Origin of the sequence: Acinetobacter legionensis, assembly GCF_048552295.1 — a bacterium.
Lineage (GTDB): Bacteria > Pseudomonadota > Gammaproteobacteria > Pseudomonadales > Moraxellaceae > Acinetobacter.
Genome location: NZ_JBIMCW010000008.1, coordinates 90,951 through 105,826, shown reverse-complemented (window position 1 = coordinate 105,826; position 14,876 = coordinate 90,951). Strand labels below are relative to the sequence as shown.

The 14,876-nt window shown below is 38.7% G+C and carries 19 protein-coding genes and 1 tRNA gene; 18 read left to right on the top strand and 2 right to left on the bottom strand.

Annotation, left to right across the window (positions count from 1 at the left end):
- Window positions 1–121 precede the first annotated feature (121 nt).
- The 10 genes from ACG916_RS08435 (at window position 122) to ACG916_RS08390 (ending at window position 5,143) form a co-directional block, all read left to right on the top strand.
- A complete protein-coding gene (locus ACG916_RS08435; protein ID WP_419368162.1) occupies window positions 122–268 on the top strand; it encodes a hypothetical protein in 147 nt (48 codons plus the stop codon).
- Window positions 269–271: 3 nt separating this feature from the next.
- Window positions 272–850, top strand: a complete 579-nt coding sequence (locus ACG916_RS08430; RefSeq protein WP_419368161.1) for a hypothetical protein — start codon at window positions 272–274, stop codon at window positions 848–850.
- Complete coding sequence (locus ACG916_RS08425) at window positions 847–1,164, top strand: hypothetical protein (RefSeq protein WP_419315960.1); 318 nt, start codon at window positions 847–849, stop codon at window positions 1,162–1,164. Before ACG916_RS08430 ends, ACG916_RS08425 begins: the two co-directional genes overlap by 4 nt.
- 183 nt (window positions 1,165–1,347) lie before the next feature.
- Window positions 1,348–2,412: a hypothetical protein gene (locus ACG916_RS08420; protein ID WP_419368160.1), complete on the top strand. Its 1,065-nt coding sequence runs from the start codon at window positions 1,348–1,350 to the stop codon at window positions 2,410–2,412.
- A gap of 26 nt (window positions 2,413–2,438) precedes the next feature.
- Window positions 2,439–3,575, top strand: coding sequence for an ATP-binding protein (locus tag ACG916_RS08415; protein ID WP_419368159.1), 1,137 nt, complete (start codon window positions 2,439–2,441; stop codon window positions 3,573–3,575).
- Window positions 3,572–3,925: an acetyl esterase gene (locus ACG916_RS08410; protein ID WP_419368158.1), complete on the top strand. Its 354-nt coding sequence runs from the start codon at window positions 3,572–3,574 to the stop codon at window positions 3,923–3,925. Before ACG916_RS08415 ends, ACG916_RS08410 begins: the two co-directional genes overlap by 4 nt.
- Window positions 3,915–4,301, top strand: coding sequence for a DUF7694 domain-containing protein (locus ACG916_RS08405; protein ID WP_419368157.1), 387 nt, complete (start codon window positions 3,915–3,917; stop codon window positions 4,299–4,301). The genes ACG916_RS08410 and ACG916_RS08405 overlap by 11 nt, the downstream gene beginning before the upstream one ends.
- On the top strand, window positions 4,301–4,639 hold the full coding sequence (locus ACG916_RS08400) for a hypothetical protein (RefSeq protein WP_419368156.1): 339 nt from the start codon (window positions 4,301–4,303) through the stop codon (window positions 4,637–4,639). Before ACG916_RS08405 ends, ACG916_RS08400 begins: the two co-directional genes overlap by 1 nt.
- Window positions 4,632–4,967, top strand: a complete 336-nt coding sequence (locus tag ACG916_RS08395; protein WP_419328150.1) for a hypothetical protein — start codon at window positions 4,632–4,634, stop codon at window positions 4,965–4,967. Before ACG916_RS08400 ends, ACG916_RS08395 begins: the two co-directional genes overlap by 8 nt.
- On the top strand, window positions 4,967–5,143 hold the full coding sequence (locus tag ACG916_RS08390) for a helix-turn-helix domain-containing protein (RefSeq protein ID WP_151960885.1): 177 nt from the start codon (window positions 4,967–4,969) through the stop codon (window positions 5,141–5,143). Before ACG916_RS08395 ends, ACG916_RS08390 begins: the two co-directional genes overlap by 1 nt.
- Here ACG916_RS08390 and ACG916_RS08385 read toward each other — a convergent pair.
- Together ACG916_RS08385 and ACG916_RS08380 are read right to left on the bottom strand one after the other, a co-directional pair.
- Complete coding sequence (locus tag ACG916_RS08385) at window positions 5,133–6,371, bottom strand: tyrosine-type recombinase/integrase (protein ID WP_419328151.1); 1,239 nt, start codon at window positions 6,369–6,371, stop codon at window positions 5,133–5,135. The two genes, ACG916_RS08390 and ACG916_RS08385, sit on opposite strands and share 11 nt — an antisense overlap.
- A 165-nt stretch (window positions 6,372–6,536) precedes the next feature.
- Window positions 6,537–6,612 (bottom strand) — tRNA-Arg (locus ACG916_RS08380).
- 187 nt (window positions 6,613–6,799) lie between these two features.
- Here ACG916_RS08380 and ACG916_RS08375 point away from each other — a divergent pair.
- From ACG916_RS08375 to ACG916_RS08340, 8 genes are all read left to right on the top strand, one after another.
- Entirely contained in the window at window positions 6,800–7,735 is a 936-nt protein-coding gene (locus tag ACG916_RS08375; RefSeq protein ID WP_336953889.1) for an ABC transporter ATP-binding protein, read from the top strand.
- Entirely contained in the window at window positions 7,732–8,505 is a 774-nt protein-coding gene (locus tag ACG916_RS08370) for an ABC transporter permease (RefSeq protein WP_336953890.1), read from the top strand. The genes ACG916_RS08375 and ACG916_RS08370 overlap by 4 nt, the downstream gene beginning before the upstream one ends.
- A complete protein-coding gene (queF, locus tag ACG916_RS08365; protein ID WP_336953891.1) occupies window positions 8,505–9,329 on the top strand; it encodes an NADPH-dependent 7-cyano-7-deazaguanine reductase QueF in 825 nt (274 codons plus the stop codon). The genes ACG916_RS08370 and queF overlap by 1 nt, the downstream gene beginning before the upstream one ends.
- 17 nt (window positions 9,330–9,346) lie before the next feature.
- A complete protein-coding gene (locus ACG916_RS08360) occupies window positions 9,347–9,997 on the top strand; it encodes a hypothetical protein (protein WP_336953892.1) in 651 nt (216 codons plus the stop codon).
- A gap of 343 nt (window positions 9,998–10,340) precedes the next feature.
- Window positions 10,341–11,483: a rod shape-determining protein RodA gene (gene rodA / locus ACG916_RS08355; protein ID WP_336953893.1), complete on the top strand. Its 1,143-nt coding sequence runs from the start codon at window positions 10,341–10,343 to the stop codon at window positions 11,481–11,483.
- A 33-nt stretch (window positions 11,484–11,516) separates the two neighbouring features.
- Complete coding sequence (gene mltB, locus ACG916_RS08350) at window positions 11,517–12,518, top strand: lytic murein transglycosylase B (RefSeq protein WP_004820018.1); 1,002 nt, start codon at window positions 11,517–11,519, stop codon at window positions 12,516–12,518.
- 285 nt (window positions 12,519–12,803) lie between these two features.
- Window positions 12,804–13,415, top strand: coding sequence for a septal ring lytic transglycosylase RlpA family protein (locus ACG916_RS08345; RefSeq protein WP_004722011.1), 612 nt, complete (start codon window positions 12,804–12,806; stop codon window positions 13,413–13,415).
- A 219-nt stretch (window positions 13,416–13,634) separates the two neighbouring features.
- A complete protein-coding gene (locus ACG916_RS08340; RefSeq protein WP_419328152.1) occupies window positions 13,635–14,798 on the top strand; it encodes an MFS transporter in 1,164 nt (387 codons plus the stop codon).
- The last annotated feature ends 78 nt before the right edge of the window (window positions 14,799–14,876 follow it).

Genomic DNA, 14,876 nt, shown 5'->3' with positions numbered 1-14,876 from the left:
CTTTTAGTACTTTACATATATGTACTTATGGTTCATTATTATCTCACAAACAAAGAAAAGCTCCAGCGTTGCGTGAACAACCTGGAGCGTGACCCACATACTACCTGTGAGTGAGAACATTATGTCACACAAAAAACCACAACGTCTACTGACGATCGAACAGATTTCGAATCGTCGCTTATGGGATAAGGTTCAAAGCTTACTCCTTGGCTCAATCATCATCTTTTTAATCGGTGCGATGTTCTATATCGCTTTGGTAAGGGGGTGAGTTGTGAAAATTTACTCTATCGAAGTTTTTAATCTTGCTTCAATTGGGCAATACAGCGGAGAAGTTATTCCTAAAGGCTGTCTTGGTGTGACTGTAAGTGATATGACCTTCGGCAACTACAAATATGTAACTGCTGCTGATTTAGATTTATCTGACCAAGCATTCGAGAAATTCAGTCCTCATGAATTGGCAAGAATTAAGAATGGAAGTTTCAAGGCTTTATACGCACAGTGTGGCGAATTAATTAATATATTCGCACATGTTGAGGGCACTAGAGATGGTTTTGGAGATAGAACTTTCTACTTACGCATCGAAGAACCTAGTGTAATTTTCCCAAAAATAAAAGCGGTCCGCACTAAAGCGTTTAAAGGTTGTTTGTGGGATTCATATGCTGCCGACATTATGGTTGCCTCATACCTTAAAACAAGAATTTTTCATATTGGCGCAAGAACAAAATCGAATGGTTGCTATGACTCATGCCGTGCAACTGAAGCGTTTATTAACAGAATCAGCAAAGCAGTTGTAATTGGTAAACCGATTCAAGGTGATTTCAATGCTGAAGCTAAGGAGTCACAACAATGAGTGATAAGAAATATTCTTTGCTCTCAAAGCAAATAAGTGAAGCAAGAATCATTGGAAAATTGGCTGCTGACAAGGTTGAAGATGGTGGCACATGCAATTTAGATAAAGTTGTTATTTGTGGCTTAAATCGAGTGCGTGAATCTTCTCTAAGCGAAGCGGGAATTAATTGCTACAAACATTGGTCTTTCGCTGGTGCATTTGTACTTTCAGGAAGTTATGGGCAAGGCAATAAGAATACTGTTGGTATTCAAGCTATGGCTGATCATTTGAAAAGCTTGGGTGTGGATTGCTATGTCCACTCACAAATGGATTAAGGAGCCACAACAATGAATATGCTTTCTAAACAACCTATTTACGGCATCGATTACATTCATTGCGTCAACTGTGGTCGCACCGTTCAAAACAAAACAGCCTTAGGAGCAAATGGTCACTCATGGAATTGTTCATGTGGTTGGTTCAAAAACATTTGGTCTTGCAAAGTGGCTTAGGAGAATAAAATGGAATTACAAGTATTAGAACAAAATGCGATTGTTTCTGCATTCCAAACTGAAAATGGAACTAAATCTCTTTTCGAAAAAATTGCAACAGAAGCTCGCTCTGTAATCTTTGACATGAGCGTTAAAAAAGAGCGTGATGCACTTAAGTCATTCGCTTACAACCTTGCTCGCACTAAAACCACTGTAGATAACTACGGTAAAGAAATGGTTGCTGAAATTAAAAAGCAATCAGGCGTGATTGATGCTGATCGTAAATTTTGGCGTGACAACATGGATTTACTACAAGAGGAAATCCGCAAGCCATTGACCGATTTTGAAAATGCGGAAAAAGATCGTGTGGCGAAGCATGAAGGTGCAATTGAAGCAATTAAGAATTTTGCAAATAACAATTTCTTAATCACAGCAAACTCTTCAATGATTGAGGGCGCTATCGCAACACTTAATGATCAAGCAATTAATTCATCATTCGAAGAGTATGAAGAGCAAGCGAAATTAGCAAAGCTCGAAACATTAGAAACTTTGCGTAATGCCCTATCTGAAACCCAATCACTTGAAGCTGAACGCGCTGAATTAGAGCGCTTACGTCAAGCGGATATCGAGCGCCAGCAGAAAGAACGTGACGAAAAAATTGCACGTGAAGCTGCAGACAAAGCACGTGTTGAAGCTGAAGCAAAAGCACTTGCAGATCATAAAAGAGCTGAGCAAGAAAAGCTTGAAGCAGAACAACGTGAAGCACGTTTAAAGCTCGAAAAAGAACAAGCTGAATTGCGCGAACAGCAATTAAAGCAACAAGCCATTGAGCGTGAAAAGCAGGCTGAAATTGATCGCCAAAAATCGGTTGAAGCTGAGCGTTTGCGTATTGAGAAAGAAGCTCAAGCCAAAGCGGATGCTGAGCGCAAAGCTGAAGAACAACGCAAAGCCAATGTTGAACACATGCGCACCATTAATCGCGAAGCTTTCTCTGCAATTGAGGGTTTGAGTCTAGGGATTCCAGAAGCTCAAATAAAAGAGTTAATTACAGCGATTGCTAAAAACCAAATTCCACACATTTCGATCAAGTACTAAGTACTTGGTCAATGGGAGTAAATTAAATGGCTATTCAAATTATTACAGCTGATCAAGCGCTTACAGTTAAAGCAATTATCACATATATCTATGCCGATCCTGGTCTTGGTAAAACTTCGATGGGTTTCACTGGTGATAAAGCAATCTCGTTTGACTTTGACAAAGGCTCACATCGTACTGGTGAATTACGTCGTGGTGCCGTGGTACCGGTTCAGAAGTGGACTGACATTGGCAATCTGACTGAGCAAGACTTAGCACCTTACAACACAATTGTTTTGGATACTGTGGGCGCAATGCTTGAGTGCATTAAGTCTTACCTACTATCAATTCCTAATAATCGTCAGAAAGACAATACATTGAAATTAAAGGCACAAGGTGCTGCAAATGTAATGTTTAAGAACTATGTGCATATGCTCATTAGCATGGGTAAAGATGTTGTTTTCTTGGCTCATGCTTCTGAAGATCAAAATGGTGATCAAGTGATTTATCGTCCAGATTTAGGCGGTAAAAATCGAAATGAACTATATCGAATCGCAGATGTTATGGGCTATTTAACCACTGTCAGAACACAAGAAGGTAAAACAGCACGAGTTATTAACTTCAATCCTTCAGATACTCATCATGCTAAAAATGCGGGTGCTTTGGGTGGTGAAACTGGTGAGGTTTGGGTGCCAGACTTAAAAGAGAATCCAATGTTCTTGGCAGATTTAATCAGTCAAGCCAAGGATCACATTAACACCTTAACCCCTATTCAATTAGCTGCAAATAAAGCCATTGAAGAGTTTAATAACTTTGCTCAAAGCTGTGAAGAAGCGATATATGCAAGTGATCTGAATCAATTAACTGAATCATTAGATAAAGAACACATTTACTATCACAACATGCGTCAATCAATGGTTAAGCGCGCAAAAGAGCTTGGATGTGTATTTGATAAAGAACGTAGTGCTTGGTCTAACCCGCCTGAATTCAATGCTATTTCAGATGTTCAACGTGATGAACTTCAAGACATTATTTCTCTAAATAATCTCGATGTTAAAGAAGTCTGTGAACACTTGGGAATAGACGCCCTTTCAGCAATTGAACTATCTCATTTCTCTGACGTTAAAGCAGAAATCACACGTATTGCAGTGGAAGGCTTCAATACTGATGGAGCTACTCAATGACAGCATATTTAGCAATTATGGCTAATGGTGAAAGTGTCGATGCAGTTCGCATTGGCACTCACTTTGAAAGCTTAACTGGTGAAATCTTAGATCCAATCTCATTCGTTAATTTTGATCTGATTACCCGTGATCAATATGCATTTGAGGCAGATTTCAAAAAGTACACGTTGAAAGTGGATTTTAGTAAATATGAAAGTCTTGTTTATCGAAATTCACTCACCGATGCCGCTTACAAGCTTTGGCGTATTCGAGGCGGATTGCCAATGAATGACCCTGAATATAAGGTAATTGAAAAAGATACCTATATTCCGCAATCCCCTATTTACCGTGGCCGTCGAGGTGAATCATGACCCTCCTAAAACTTTACTCAACAATGGCGTGGTGGTTGTGATGTTTAAAGAAATTGAGCTGAGTGCAGAACAATCTCAAAGACCAAATGCACCACTTAAGGTTTATAAAAATGGTGAGTTTTTGGTTCAGATTTTCAACCTAGATGGTGAGCCTACTCGAATAACTGTGAATAAGGTCAAACGTAAAGGCAATAACTGGGTAGATGGTATTACTTGGGATCAACTTATGCAGGTTAAACGTCTTTTAGGGTATGCAGATCGATGTGCGGTTGAGATATACCCACCCGATCAGGACATTGTAAATGTCGCAAATATGCGTCACTTGTGGATTGTCGAAATGCCTGATTTTGCTTGGAAAAAGGATAAGGTGGCGTGATGGAAATTAAAGAAAAAGATTTGTATTTGGCTAAATTGCTAGAAAAAAATGCAATCAAACATGATGAGTTTGAAGATATTGAGTATAAGCCTGAAATCAATGCGTTTGATTCAAAATATTTAAAGCAAAGCTTTGTAGATAAAATAAATTTTGGTTGGTCAGTATGGCAAGAGAAAACCACCCCTGAAGGGTTTGTATTAATGCCAATTAAACCAACTGAAACAATGGTTATGGCTGTGGCAAAAGAACATGAAGGTGATGCTTTTTTACCATATAGCCTTTACGACGCTTTTGTTAAGCAAGCAATGATCGAGGCACAGGAGCAAAGTCATGACTAATCAACCTTTCAAAATTAAGCCTATAGCTTTACCCGAAGTATTTCATTGCTATTGGTTTCATCCAGATATTGAACAACATGACACCATTGAAGATGGTGCTGAATATTACACCATGGAGCAATGGGAACAGCTTAAAAAGAATCTTGGTGTAGAGATTATTTATGATTGCTTTGATTACGAGGATATTCCTGAAATCCCAGAAGATGATTGTGCTGACTGGTCTAATTGGAAACCAACCCCGCCCGAAGAAGGATTATTTTTGATCGCTGCCTATGATTCAGAAGATGGGCCAGTATTGTGGTGGGCAAAGGAAAAGGAGGAAGGTTGATGGTTATAACAGTACCTCAGGCGATTAAACTTCTTGGGGTTCACCGTTCAACTATATATAGAATGTTTGAAACTGGTGAGCTTAATAAGGTTAAACTTGCCAGATCAACAAGAGTTGAACTTCCTGAACACTTAGAAAAAGCATATGAGAAACAAATCAAAGCCCTTAACTTTTAAGGGCTTTATCTTTTAATGAGTCAAGATAATCTGACCAAGCCTGCATCATAATTGTTCTTTCATCTAAGTATTTGGTTCTATTATATGCCCTGCCATGCATATCTCGAACTTGATGCCCCATCTGCTGCTCAATTCGCTCGATCGGAAATTTTAAAACTTCATCTAATAAAGTACGTGCAGTTGCTCGGAACCCATGACCTGTAGTTTCACCATTTTTGAAGCCAAGATTCTTAAGGGCCTTATTGATTGAACTATCACTGAGAATTCTTGTTTTGCCCCAGTGGTTAGCAAAACAATATTCACTATGACCAGTAATTACTTTCAACTCTTTAAATAGCGCCAAGACTTGTTTTGACAAAGGTACAACCAATTGAGTGCCTAAAGCGTTTTCTGTTTTTGATGGTGTGTAGGACCATGTCGCATTTACAAGATCCACATCCTCCCATTTCGCCATTCTTAATTCACCAGGTCGAACAAAAACTTGAGGCAAGATTTTTAAAATATAACAGGTGATGATTGATCCACGTTTGTCATACCCATCTATATTTAATAGAAGTTGCCCTAAAGCTTCAGGATCCGTTACAGCTGAATGATGCTTAACCTTTCCTGTCTTTAATACACCCTGAATATCCATTGCAACATTGCGATCACAGAAACCAAGCACAATTGCATATTTAAAGACTTGGCTGGCTTTGGATCGCATTCGTCTAGCTGCTTCATACTTGCCCTGCTTTTCATAAACTTGGCAAACAGATAAAAGCTCACGAGCTGTTATTTCATGAATTGGACGCTTACCAATAGCATCAAATAAATGTTGATATGAAAATGCATTACGTGAAGCCGTTGAAGGCATAACGCTTTCAGTCTTCATGAATTCGCGAGCTACTTGTTCAAATGTATTTGCCAGTGCATTTTTTGCCTGATCTTCTTCAAATTTCTTTTCAACAGATGGATCGATATTTTGAGCCAATAGCTCTCGATATTCATCACGCATTTTACGCGCCATAGCAAGTGAGACAGTTGGATAAACACCAAGGCTCATTGTCGCGTATTTTTTTGAAACTGGTCGTCTGTAGTTAAAGCGCCAATAGGTTCTACTTGCACTATCTATATAAAGGTATAAACCGCCACCATCAAAAACCTTTTTGGCTTTATCTGGATTTTTCTTATGAGCTGATATTTCTGCCCTAAGCTTTGTATCTGTCAGATTTACTATTAATTTTGCCATTTTGAGGGTACATTTTTATTAGGTTTTACAGCATACCCCCAAATGTACCCTTATTATGAGGGTATACAGAGGAACAAACTGCGACAAACTGAGACAATAAGAATGTCTAGATGCTTTTAATATAAAGGGTTTTGAGACAAATTGGAACAAGAAGGAACAGCAAGATGGTACGCCCAGCGGGACTCGAACCCACTCCACAGGCTTCGGAAACCTGTACTCTATCCAGTTAAGCTATGGGCGCTTAAATTGAGATGGCACATCATAACAAAAAAAACCGCTAGGTAAAGCATTTATAAAACAACTCTTTTGCTTGATGCTCATGCTTTAAACAATGTCGCATATTTGCAATGCAGAATTCCTCCTAACTTACTTGGTTTATTTAAAAAGATCGCTCACAATACACACTCCATAAACCAAGTGAGAATTTCATGACTGATGCTCTGACGTTAAGAGATTTATCTAAAACCTATAGAAATGGATTCCAAGCACTCAAAGGAATCAATTTGACAGTTCCAGAAGGAGAGTTTTATGCACTTTTAGGACCAAATGGCGCTGGTAAATCGACAACAATCAGTATTATCAGTTCCTTGGCACGGAAAACCTCGGGTACTGTGGAAATTTTTGGTCATGATTTAGATACGCATCCTTCACAAGCAAAACAATGCCTAGGTGTCGTTCCCCAAGAATTTAACTTCGGTCAGTTTGAAAAAATCTTCGACATCTTAGTTACTCAAGCAGGTTATTACGGAATTCCGCCTAAAATTGCACAACAACGTGCTGAAGAATATTTAGAAAAATTAGGTTTATGGGATAAGCGTAATACTCAAGGGCGCATGTTGTCTGGTGGTATGAAGCGCCGTTTAATGATTGCGCGTGCTATGATGCATGAGCCTAAGCTTTTGATTTTAGATGAACCTACTGCTGGTGTGGACATCGAATTACGTCGTTCAATGTGGGATTTCCTTACAGAGATGAATGAAAAAGGAACCTCGATCATCTTAACCACGCATTATTTAGAAGAAGCAGAAATGCTGTGTCGTCAAATTGCGATTATTGATCGTGGTGTCATCAAAGAAGATACCTCAATGAAAGCATTCTTAAATCAATTGAGCGAAGAGTCTTTTATTTTCGATTTAGAAAATCCAATTGAACCCATTACAATCGATATTATTGGTGTGAAATTCAACCTGATTGACCCAATGACCTTAGAAGTCACGATGGATAAAGCACATTCTTTAAATGATTTATTCCAACTTTTAGAAGCTCAGGGCATTCGTGTTCGCAGTATGCGCAATAAATCAAATCGTCTTGAAGAGTTATTTGTAAAACTGGTTGAGAAAAATCTTGAAGGAGTTGCAGAATGAATTTTACTCAACTACGTATTGCACTCTATACTTTAGTTCAAAAAGAAATTCGCAGATTTATGAGAATTTGGCCGCAGACTTTATTACCGCCTGCGATTACCATGAGCTTGTACTTTGTGATTTTTGGAAATTTGGTCGGTTCTCGTATTGGGCAAATGGGTGGATTTAGCTATATGCAATTCATCGTGCCAGGCCTTATCATGATGGCGGTGATTACAAACAGTTATGCCAATGTGTCTTCAAGCTTCTTTAGTGCTAAATTCCAAAAAAGCATCGAAGAATTGATCATGAGTCCAGTTCCATTACATATGGTCTTGTGTGGTTATGTGATTGGCGGTGTTGCTCGTGGTGTTCTTGTTGGGGCAATTGTCACAGCAATGAGTTTGTTTTTTACTGACCTTTATATACACAATATTTTCGTTACAATATATACCGTTATTATTACCTCACTCTTATTCTCTTTAGGGGGTTTTATCAATGCTGTATATGCAAAATCTTTTGATGATATTTCCATTATCCCAACCTTTGTATTAACACCGCTGACCTACTTAGGTGGTGTATTTTACTCAATCAGTGCTTTAAGCCCATTTTGGCAAAATCTCTCTTTAATTAACCCAATTGTATATATGGTCAATGCTTTCCGTTTCGGAATTCTAGGTCATAGTGATGTCAATGTTTCTCTGTCTTTACTGATAGTGACTCTTTTCTGTGGCGTACTTTATGGTATTGCTTACTATTTACTTTCTCGTGGTTCAGGAATGCGTGAATAATGTCTGTTGAAAAATCTTTATTGGGTAAAGAAACCGATTACCCAACTACCTATCAACCCGAAATTCTTTTCCCGATCGCACGTGCACAAGCACGTGAGCAATATGCGGATATAGCGGGTATATATAAAGGTCAAGATTGGTGGCATGTATTCGAAATTTCTTGGCTAAATACCAAAGGGATCCCGCAAGTTGCCATTGGGCGTATTGCGCTTCCTGCAACATCACCAAATTTGATTGAATCGAAGTCGTTAAAGCTCTACTTTAATAGCATGAACTTTACCCAGTTTGATTCTCATCAAGCTTTTATCAATACTGTTGAAAAAGACTTATCTACTGCTGCACAAGCAGCAGTGACTCTAACTTTATTTCAAGTTGATGATTTAGAGATTACCAAACCAATGGGTATTTGTATTGATGATCAAGAACCTGACCAGCTGGTCAATCATCCAGATGCAAGCCTTTTGACCTTTGATCAAGAAAATACACAAGACGGAGAAAACGTTGAAATTCAACTGTATTCACACTTATTGAGAAGTAATTGCCCTGTGACGGGACAACCAGATTGGGGAACTGTTTTTATCCGATACCAAGGCGAAAAACCTTGTTATCGTAGTATTTTAGCTTATATTATCTCGTATCGTCAGCATAACGGTTTTCACGAACAATGCGTGGAACAAATCTTTGCCGATATTTGGCAAAATTTAAAACCTGAAAAGCTGATGGTGTATGCAACGTATACACGTCGTGGCGGTTTAGATATTAACCCCTGCCGTGTATCTGATGAATCATGGATGCCAAGCCCAATTCGATTGGCGCGACAATAAACATTGAGGTTGAAAACATGCCTTTTTTTGGTTTTGTACCTTCTGAAGAACTATTAAAGAACATTCAGACTGGTATTGAGAAAAAAAACTCTAACGAACCACTTTATCCTTTACGTGATCAAACTGCCTTACTCATTAATGAAGAAATTATTGATACGCTTTTGATTGAACTTGTTCGTCGCTTCCCTGCAAGCGACAAACGAGATACTGCTGAAAAATTAGCAGGCTATGTCAAATCAACTGTTGCTGTTTTACTTAAACAATTGTTAAGTAAGGCAGACAATGATGTGGTTCGTCAGTCTGTAGATTTTTCCGAACGTAGCCTATTTAAAGATCCACAAGGTCAATTCCGTGTGGGAGTGAATTTAGACTCAAGTTTAGTCATCAATCTTAAAAATAGCTTTGCTGAAGTCAAAGCAAATGGTGATGTAAATCGTGCAGTTTTGTCTGAACAATTCAAACAATTCTCAGATGCGACGATTAACCATTTTATGCGCGATTTCAATAAAACGCTCGATTTGGGTATGATCAAACGTAAAGCTGCAGATATAGGGGCTTCCGCTGTAGGTAAGGCAGTCCACATGGCAATTGACAAATTGATTCCAAATTTAAATAAAGATGAGATCACAGCTGTTGCAGAATATTACGATACTTTATTTTTTAATTGATCGTTAAAATTCAATTGGATTTTTAAATATAAAAATGCCCTTCTTTGTAAGGGCATTTTTTATAAAGTTACTGAGCTATGCTTTTAAGGATAGTAATTAACCATTAAATTCATAAACTTAAAATCATTATAAAATACTATCCCTAGATCCATATAAGACCTTTTCAAAGTCAAAACCATTTAATTCAATCTCTTTAACCTACTATTTTCTAATTTAAATATTTCAACCTCAAAATAATCACAAAATTCAGGTCATAATTTTGTTGCAAAGTATTGATATTCATTGCCTTCAAGGGGGATTGTGATAGCATTCGCAAAACACATTTCCCGCACAAAATAGACCAATGGCACCAAGCTCTCAATATAAATTTTTACGTCAATCTCCTCGTGATGGTCTGAGTACTGCCATGATCCCCTCACGCTGGCAAAAACTCCATATTGACCCTTGGTTGAGCTTATTTCTAATTTTAAACGCGATGCTTGGTTTAACCGTCCTTTATAGTGCTTCTGCACAAGATATGGGGCTGGTTTACAAACAAGCCATGAGCTTTGGTATCGGTTTTCTCGTCATGTGTGGTTTAGCCCAAATTCCCCCTAAAGTTTATCAAGCATTTGCACCCTACTTTTATCTGTTTGGACTGCTCTGCTTAGTTGCGGTCAAAGTATTTGGTGAGGTTCGCATGGGTGCTCAACGCTGGATTGGGATTCCAGGTTTTGGCAGCGTTCAACCCAGTGAGTTTTTAAAAATTGGTATGCCATTGATGATTGCATGGTTTTTATCTCGCAATCCTCTACCGCCTAGTTTTAAAAATGTGTTTTTATCACTGATTATGATTGGTATTCCTTTTATACTAATTGCAGAACAACCCGATTTAGGGACGTCACTACTCATCTTAGCCAGTGGAATTTTTGTATTATTTCTGAGTGGTCTTTCTTGGAAAATGATTGTAGGCGCAGTGAGTGCTATTGCTGTGATTATTCCAATAGCTTGGGAGTTTCTACTCCATGATTATCAAAGACAACGGGTTTTAACTTTATTTAATCCGGAAGCTGATGCCTTAGGCACAGGTTGGAATATTATACAGTCTAAAACAGCAATAGGTTCGGGTGGCTTTATGGGCAAAGGCTATTTAGAAGGTACTCAGTCACACTTACACTTTTTACCTGAAGGTCATACTGACTTTATTATTGCAGCATTTTCCGAAGAATTCGGTCTGATTGGTATCCTACTTCTGATCATCATTTACTTTTGTATTATCTTTAGAACCTTTCAAATGAGTCTACAATGCTTCCATAATTTTGGCCGTCTTGTCGCAGGTACTTTTGCTTTGTCATTTTTTGTTTATGTATTTGTAAATGCAGGCATGGTCAGTGGTATTTTACCTGTAGTCGGTGTGCCATTACCTTTTATGAGTTATGGTGGTACTGCAATTATTACTTTAATGGCCACTTTTGGCATTGTGATGTCTATACATACACATCGTTAATTTTTTATCATAAATAATTAGGAAATATAACCTATGTTTACTTTTGGGCTTTTACAGAAGGTTAAAAACATCACTTTTTGTGCAGCTGCATTTTCACTGACCAGTTTCTGCCAAGCCAATGATTTTGCTAGCAACCCTGAATACAATAATTTTAAAGCCAAAACCATGCAAACCTATGGTTTAAGTAGCGAACAAATTGATTGGGCTATGAATGGCTCACGCAATTTACCCAATATCATCAGCATTATGGAACGACCAGGTGAAAGTAAACCTTGGTATCAGTATAAGACTAATTTTTTAGCTGAAGGCACCATCCAACGTGGTGTGCGTTTTAAGCAACAATATGCAGATACGCTAAATCGCGCAGAACAGCAGTTTGGGGTGCCTCAAGCAATCATCCTAGGCATTCTAGGGGTCGAAACAGGTTATGGCTCAAATAAGGGCTCCTTTATCACCCGTGATGCACTTGCAACCCTCGGTTTTGGTTATCCTCGCCGTGCGCAATATTTCCAAGATGAGTTGGGTGCTTTAATTGCATGGTCATATAAAGATGGCGTTCCAACCAATTCGATTGTTGGCTCTTATGCAGGTGCAGTAGGTTATCCGCAATTTATGCCAAGTAATGTGTCTAAATTTGGCGTGGATTACGATGGAAATGGTCATGTTGACTTACGTAACTCTGCGGTCGATGCGATTGGTTCAATTGCCAACTATCTGGCTCAACATGGCTGGCAGCGTGATCGCCCTATTGCGTTTTTAGCGCGTTATACAGGGAACAATCCTGAAGCAGTTATTGCAAAAGATTTAACTCAGCCTGTTCCCTATGGATCACTTAAAAATTTAGGGATTTCTCCATTAAATCCAATCGTCAAAATTGATGACTTAGATTTGGTTAATGTGATTCAATTACAGGACAGCAATGGCCCTATTTATTATATTACTTATCCTAATTTTCAAGTGATTACGACATATAATAGAAGCCGTATGTATGCCACTGCTTTATGGCTTTTAGGCACCGAAATTGTAAGTCGTTAAGACTTGCAATTTCCTGAACAATAAATAAGTCAAGATTTTTTTATGTTAATTTGATCACATTTAATACTTTTTGCACATCTTGTTACAATATTGTTTATTTTTTAATCAAAACCTGTAAGAATTTGTCCTTTTTGTAACTGTTTCTTAAATAATGCTAGACACATTTATTCCAGCTTGAATATCATCCTTTCCGTTAAATGCAGTTGCAAAAGTGAATTTACAGACCTCTATGGTTAATTTTCAGCGACTTAGAAAGTTAAAATTGAGGTTCCAAGGAGTTAAACGATGCATGCTTCACTAAAATATATGATGGCCCTGACCATGGGTCTGAGTATGACGCAGGTCAACTCAGAAATGGTTCAGTCATCATACTTAAACAATGATTCGGATAGTTCGAGTCTAGCTTCTCGTGTGATTAGCAAAGATTCAACAAATTTCAACTCTCATTTTTCAAACCTAAACAGTTTGTCAATTACTGAACGTTCTGGCGATCAAGTCCGTCGTCAAACTATTGCAGCAAAGATTCAAGTTCCTGAAGATGAGCCTTCAGTAATTGATAAACTTAATGAAGTTGCTTCAAACACAGTTCGCAAATTTAGCCAAACTGGTGTTGCATCTTGGTACGGTCGTCAGTTCCACGGCCGTAAAACCGCAAGCGGTGACACATTCGATATGAATGATTTGACTGCTGCACACCGTAGCTTGCCATTAAACTGCTTTATTCGTGTAACCAATAAAGACAATGGTAAAAGCGTAGTGGTTAAAGTCAACGATCGTGGTCCTTTCCATGGTAACCGTGTACTTGACCTCTCTTACGGCGCTGCTAAGCGTTTAGGTATTACAAATTCAGGAACAGCACGCGTTAATATTGAACGCGTAGATGGTCCAAACTCGTAAATCACTGCATGCATTTAACAAAAGCCACTTTCCAGTGGCTTTTTTATTGCAAAAAATAAAAATACAGATGTCCGAATTGCCCCCTTAACTTTCCAGTTATGCCCCTTTTCTTTAAATGCATTCCAGATAAAATAAAATGCGAGTCGATACAGGATGTATCACTAAACAGCAAAACGAAAACCGAAGTTTAAATTCTAAAAGTAAAAAAGTGAGCCATGCATGGACGTGAACAGCAAAACGCCAAACTTCGCGCATACATCCCTCAGCAAAACCCAAAAAGTAATCGCACTTGGTTTTGCCACGCAAGGCTTGGGTTATGCCAGCGTCATGACCGCGCTTCCTACAATCAAAAACCGATTCAGACTTTCAGATGATCAACTGTCAATTATTATCCTTGGCGTCTGTATTGCAGCAGCGTTGGGTTCTATTTTGGCAGATCGACTCGCTGTGAAACTAGGTTCAAGGCTGGCTATTGTTATCGGCTTGCTATTTGAAGCCATCGGTATTGCAATTGCAGCATTTAGCCCCAGTGTCATGATCATGGTTGCTAGTTTTTTACTTTATGGGCTTGGACTCGGATGTTTAGATGCGGCATTGAATATGCAAGCTGTCATGATGGAACAAAAACTTGGAAAAAGCGCCTTGGGCGGTTTCTTTGCCTGTTATACCGCTGCTGCTTTCCTTGGCGCGTTAATCATGTCTGCGACAGTCTCAACCACACTTGGGGCAACAGTGGCATTGTGCATTGCTATCATGATGTGTTTAATTACATCGCAAGTGTCAAAACGTTGGTTATGTCAACAAAAAGAAAATGCTGCCCTACATCATCAACAACGTTCGCCAATTCCGCATAAACAATTGCTTATTTTTGGTGTGATCATTCTCATCGCCTTTACTGTTGATTCAGCAATCAGCACGTGGAGTTCAATTTATCTTAAAGATATTTTAGCAAGCTCAGCCACAGTCGCCCCATTGGGTTATGCTGCTTACCAAATGGGTATTTTACTCACACGTTTAAGTCTGGATTATCTTTTAAAATTTAAAAGCGCTGCATGGGTTGCCTTCATCACAACGCTGATTGGTGCAACGGGCTGTGCAATCGCTGGCTTAGGGCATTCATTGGCGATTGTCATTGCTGGTTTTGCACTGGCTGGTGTTGCTGTAGGCGCATTAGTCCCACTGACATTTTCAGCAGCAGGTCGTATAGATGAAAATCGACGCGATGAAATTATCGCACGGGTGAATATTTTTAATTATGGTGGGGCTGTAGCAGGAGCAGTAATTGTTGGCTTACTTGCTACTCCTATCGGTTATGGCCCCTCATTTATTGGTTTAGCACTGGCGCTGTTGTGTGTGATTTATTTTAGAAAAAGATTTATTTAGGCTGTATATAAATAAAAAATCGTTTAGGATGAATCAAGATCATTGCTAAAATTTAAAAACAGTCATTATTTTTATACA

Coding starts and splice junctions, on each gene's coding strand:
- ACG916_RS08385 (WP_419328151.1), bottom strand. CDS start 6,371: ATGGCAAAATTAATAGTAAATCTGACAGATACAAAGCTTAGGGCAGAA.
- ACG916_RS08390 (WP_151960885.1), top strand. CDS start 4,967: ATGGTTATAACAGTACCTCAGGCGATTAAACTTCTTGGGGTTCACCGT.
- ACG916_RS08420 (WP_419368160.1), top strand. CDS start 1,348: ATGGAATTACAAGTATTAGAACAAAATGCGATTGTTTCTGCATTCCAA.
- ACG916_RS08425 (WP_419315960.1), top strand. CDS start 847: ATGAGTGATAAGAAATATTCTTTGCTCTCAAAGCAAATAAGTGAAGCA.
- ACG916_RS08340 (WP_419328152.1), top strand. CDS start 13,635: ATGGACGTGAACAGCAAAACGCCAAACTTCGCGCATACATCCCTCAGC.
- ACG916_RS08360 (WP_336953892.1), top strand. CDS start 9,347: ATGCCTTTTTTTGGTTTTGTACCTTCTGAAGAACTATTAAAGAACATT.
- queF (WP_336953891.1), top strand. CDS start 8,505: ATGTCTGTTGAAAAATCTTTATTGGGTAAAGAAACCGATTACCCAACT.
- ACG916_RS08415 (WP_419368159.1), top strand. CDS start 2,439: ATGGCTATTCAAATTATTACAGCTGATCAAGCGCTTACAGTTAAAGCA.
- ACG916_RS08410 (WP_419368158.1), top strand. CDS start 3,572: ATGACAGCATATTTAGCAATTATGGCTAATGGTGAAAGTGTCGATGCA.
- ACG916_RS08435 (WP_419368162.1), top strand. CDS start 122: ATGTCACACAAAAAACCACAACGTCTACTGACGATCGAACAGATTTCG.
- ACG916_RS08395 (WP_419328150.1), top strand. CDS start 4,632: ATGACTAATCAACCTTTCAAAATTAAGCCTATAGCTTTACCCGAAGTA.
- ACG916_RS08400 (WP_419368156.1), top strand. CDS start 4,301: ATGGAAATTAAAGAAAAAGATTTGTATTTGGCTAAATTGCTAGAAAAA.
- ACG916_RS08375 (WP_336953889.1), top strand. CDS start 6,800: ATGACTGATGCTCTGACGTTAAGAGATTTATCTAAAACCTATAGAAAT.
- mltB (WP_004820018.1), top strand. CDS start 11,517: ATGTTTACTTTTGGGCTTTTACAGAAGGTTAAAAACATCACTTTTTGT.
- rodA (WP_336953893.1), top strand. CDS start 10,341: ATGGCACCAAGCTCTCAATATAAATTTTTACGTCAATCTCCTCGTGAT.
- ACG916_RS08345 (WP_004722011.1), top strand. CDS start 12,804: ATGCATGCTTCACTAAAATATATGATGGCCCTGACCATGGGTCTGAGT.
- ACG916_RS08370 (WP_336953890.1), top strand. CDS start 7,732: ATGAATTTTACTCAACTACGTATTGCACTCTATACTTTAGTTCAAAAA.